Annotated in this window: 2 protein-coding genes; both read right to left on the reverse strand. The window is 63.9% G+C overall.

What is annotated here, in order from left to right; genetic code table 11:
* Positions 1–120 precede the first annotated feature (120 nt).
* Positions 121–1,920, reverse strand: coding sequence for an NAD(P)-binding domain-containing protein (locus VJ897_RS03595; RefSeq protein WP_324053339.1), 1,800 nt, complete (start codon positions 1,918–1,920; stop codon positions 121–123).
* Between the two features lie 182 nt (positions 1,921–2,102).
* On the reverse strand, positions 2,103–3,734 hold a 1,632-nt coding region (locus tag VJ897_RS03600; RefSeq protein WP_324053341.1), incomplete at its 5' end, for a sigma-54-dependent Fis family transcriptional regulator.

Consider the following 3,734-nt stretch of genomic DNA (forward strand, 5'->3'; position numbering starts at 1 on the left):
GCATCGTCGCAAGTTCCAAGTGGCCCTGACCTGCCCCGCTGAGGCCATGTTATGAGGCCTTGCACGCAGATCAAACGGGTCCCCGGCACGTAAATGCCGGGGGCTGTTCACATGTCCGTCTCACCCCAGGTGATGGACGTCCTGCAACCCGTAAACCGGGGTTTCAATACCTTCCATCCGCGCCTTGATCTGCAGTGACAGGAATTGCGAGTAGTGTCGCGACTGGTGCAGGTTGCCGCCATGCATCCACAAGTTCGGCACCTGCGTTGGCTTCCACATGTTGCGCTGCTCGCCTTCCCACGGGCCGGGGTCTTTCGTCGTGTCCGACCCGAGGCCCCAGCACTTGCCAAGCTGGTCGGCCTTGCCCTGGCCCATCAGGTCGGCGACCCACCCGTTCATGGAGTTGTAGCCGGTGGCATAGACCACCAGGTCTGCGTCCAGATGCGTGCCATCGTCGAGGATCACACCTGTTTCATCGAGCTTTGTCACCTGTCCGCGCTTCAGCTTCACCTTGCCGTCGATGATCAACTGGCTGGCGCCGACGTCGATGTAGTAGCCTGATCCGCGCCTGAGGTACTTCATGAACAGGCCCGAGCCGTCATCGCCCCAGTCAAGCCAGAAGCCCGCCTTTTCGAGCCCCTCGTAGAACGCCTTGTCGCGCTCCTTCATCTGTTCGTAGGCCGGGATCTGAAACTCGTGCAGAATGCGATAGGGCAGCGAGGCAAAGATAAGGTCCGCCTTTTCGGTCGTCACGCCGGCGCGCACCGCCTCTTCGGAATAGAGCGCGCCAAGGCCGATCTCCATCAGCGAGTCCGACCGCACGATATGTGTCGAGGACCGCTGCACCATGGTCACGTCGGCGTCGTTCTCCCAAAGCGCGGCACAGATGTCGTGGGCCGAGTTGTTCGATCCCACGACAACCACCTTCTTGCCCGCCCAGCGGTCCGGACCCGCGTGCTCGGAGGAATGCTGTTGTGTCCCCTTGAAGCTGTCCATGCCGGGGAAGTCCGGCATCCGCTTCTTGCCCGACATGCCGGTGGCCATGACCAGTTGCCTGGGCTTCAGGACCACCTCCTCGCCATCGCGGTCCACCACGACGGTCCATTCTTGCGTTTCCTCGTCGAATTCCGCGCTCTTGGCCGTGGTGTTTGTCCAGTAGTTCAGCTCCATGACCTTGGTGTACATCTCCAGCCAATCGCCGATCTTGTCCTTCGGCGCGAAGACGGGCCAATTCTCGGGGAACTTGATATAGGGCAGGTGATCATACCAGACCGGGTCATGCAGGCAGAGCGACTTGTATCGGTTGCGCCAGCTGTCTCCGGGGCGGTCGTTGCGCTCGACAATGATCGTCGGCACGCCCAACTGCCGCAGGCGCGCGCCCATGGCGATCCCGCCTTGCCCGCCGCCGATGATCAGGCAATAGGGCTGCGTCTTGTACCCCAACTCGGCGGCCTCGCGGTCACGCTCTTCTTGCCAGCTCTCACGGTTCTTCTCGGCCCCGTGCTTGGCGCCCAGAGGTCGGTTGAACCCCGCGGGTTCCTCGTGGCCCTTCAGTTCCACCATCGTCGTCAGCAGGGTCCAGATCTTGTCACCCTTGAGCCGCATCAGGCCGTAGCCCCGCGCCACCGCTGTTTCGAACTCGATCCAGGCGGTGGTGACACCGTCCTCTTGGGTCGGCACCTCCCCCTCGGCGAGGGTCCAGCCAGTGGGGGCCGTCTTGTCAAGCTGGTGGGACAGCATGTCGGCGATCTCGTCCTTGCCCTCCACCGTCTTGAGGTTCCAGGTGAACGTGACGAGGTCGCGCCAGTAACATTCGTCCTGGAACATGTCACATGCCGCGGAAATGTCGCCCTTTTCGAGCGCGGACCCGAATTCATCGAGTATCGCTTGCGTTTGGTCAGCAAGTGTCGTGTCGAGCATCTGCTCCTCCCTGTGTTGGTTCGAGCCTGTGTTGGTTCGAATTTCCTCCGACTGGGAGGCTGGCAAGGGAAGAGCGGTTCAGGCAATGCCAATCGTGACCGAGACAGGTCAATCGCCGCTTCAAGAGCCCGGCGCGTTGCGCGCGCAACATCTGCGCAACATGTTGAAACGGCGCGGGGCCCCTACTCCGGTGGCGTCAGCCGTGCCTTGCGCAGGCGCCGCAGCACGGTCGAGCGGTTCACCCCGAGCCGCCGCGCCGCCTGAGCCATATTCCAGCCGCAGGCCGCCATCAGCGTTTCGAGGTCTTCGTGCCGCGAATAGTCCGTGGCGGCCTGGCGCTCCTGCGCCAATGGCAGGTCCGGCAGGTCGATGACCCGCCCTTCGCAGAGGGCGATGGCCACGTCCAGCGCCGACTCCAGCTCGCGGATATTGCCGGCCCATGCCCGTGATTTCAACTCGGCTCTGGCCGTGAGCGAGAGACGCAGATCATCATTGCAGCGCCGCCGCAGCAGCCGGTCGATCAGCCAGTCCATATCGGTCCGATGCCGCAGCGGTGGCAAGCTCAGCACCGCGCCCGCCAGCCGGTGATAGAGATCCGGGCGCATCGTTTCGGCCAAAAGGCCGGGGGCAGTGCGGCAGGAAGCCACGACGCGCAGATGGGATGCCGTATCGAGAAGCGCCAGCAGACTGGCCTGCATCTGCGCATCGAGGTCCTCGACCCCGCGCAGGAACAATGTTCCCGGCTCGGCCTGTGTCAGCGCGGCAAGATCCCCGGCCGTGGCGCAACGCAGGGTGTGGAAAACGCGGCCCATCGACCCCGAGACATGAATCGCACGCGCCATCTTTTCTTTTCCGGTCCCCGTCTCCCCCGAGATCAGGAGCGGGATCGGCGTCGGAGCCAACCGCGCCGCTTTGCCGAGCACGTCTTCCAGCACGGGGTCCGCCCCCGCGAGACTGCCAAGCGCGCCCTCCAATGCGGCGTCACGCGGGCGAATGACCCGGCTTCGGAGCGGTTTTTGTGGCGAAATTGCATGCCCGAACAAGCCGCGACCATCCTTCATGCGCAGCACCCGCTCCTCGCTTGGTCGCCCGCGCATCAAATCCGGCAGGTCGTCCACCGTCAGGTCCATGAAATCGTCGATCCGCGCACCGATCAGACTGCCGCCGCCCTCGGGGTCGAGCACGCGCCGTGCGCCTGACGTCATGCCAAGGATCCGCCCCGATCCGTCGAGCGCCAGGGCCGCTTCCGGGTCGACCTCCAGGAATTCCGGGCTGGTCGACACCCGCAACACCCAGTCCCGTCGGGTCATGGCCATCAAATTCGCCATCTCCACCCGCCGCACAGAATCTGTCACCAATCCCATCGCCAGGTTCTGCGATGACTTCGGTGACGGCGAGCGCAGCAATGAGATATCAAGAACCGCGACCAGCTCGCCCTTGGTGTCGTGGATCGGGGCCGCGGTGCAGGACAGCGGCGTATGCGCCAGCCCGAAATGGTCACTCTGATGGATCGTGATCGCCTCCCCGGTCACGATGCATGACCCGACACCACAGGTCCCCGCCAGGTCTTCGGTCCAATTCGACCCCAGGTACAGCCCCGCGTCACGCAGCTGATCTTCAAATCGCGTGTCGCCGAAGAAATCGACGCAGACCCCCGTCGCATCGGCCAGCAGCAGGACATAGTTCTGCCCCGCCACTTGCCGGAACAGTTCCTGCAACCCGGATCGCGCGGTTGCGATCAGCCGCTCGGACTGTTCCCGGTGCTGCCGCAGCTCGGTCTCGGTGACGATATGCGCCGGGTCGGGACGTGACGG

Source organism: Salibaculum sp. (assembly GCF_035270045.1).
In the GTDB taxonomy this organism is placed as follows: domain Bacteria; phylum Pseudomonadota; class Alphaproteobacteria; order Rhodobacterales; family Rhodobacteraceae; genus Salibaculum.

Bases quoted from the DNA above. Each gene is read 5' to 3' on its own strand.
- VJ897_RS03595 (WP_324053339.1), bottom strand. From the start codon at position 1,920: ATGCTCGACACGACACTTGCTGACCAAACGCAAGCGATACTCGATGAA.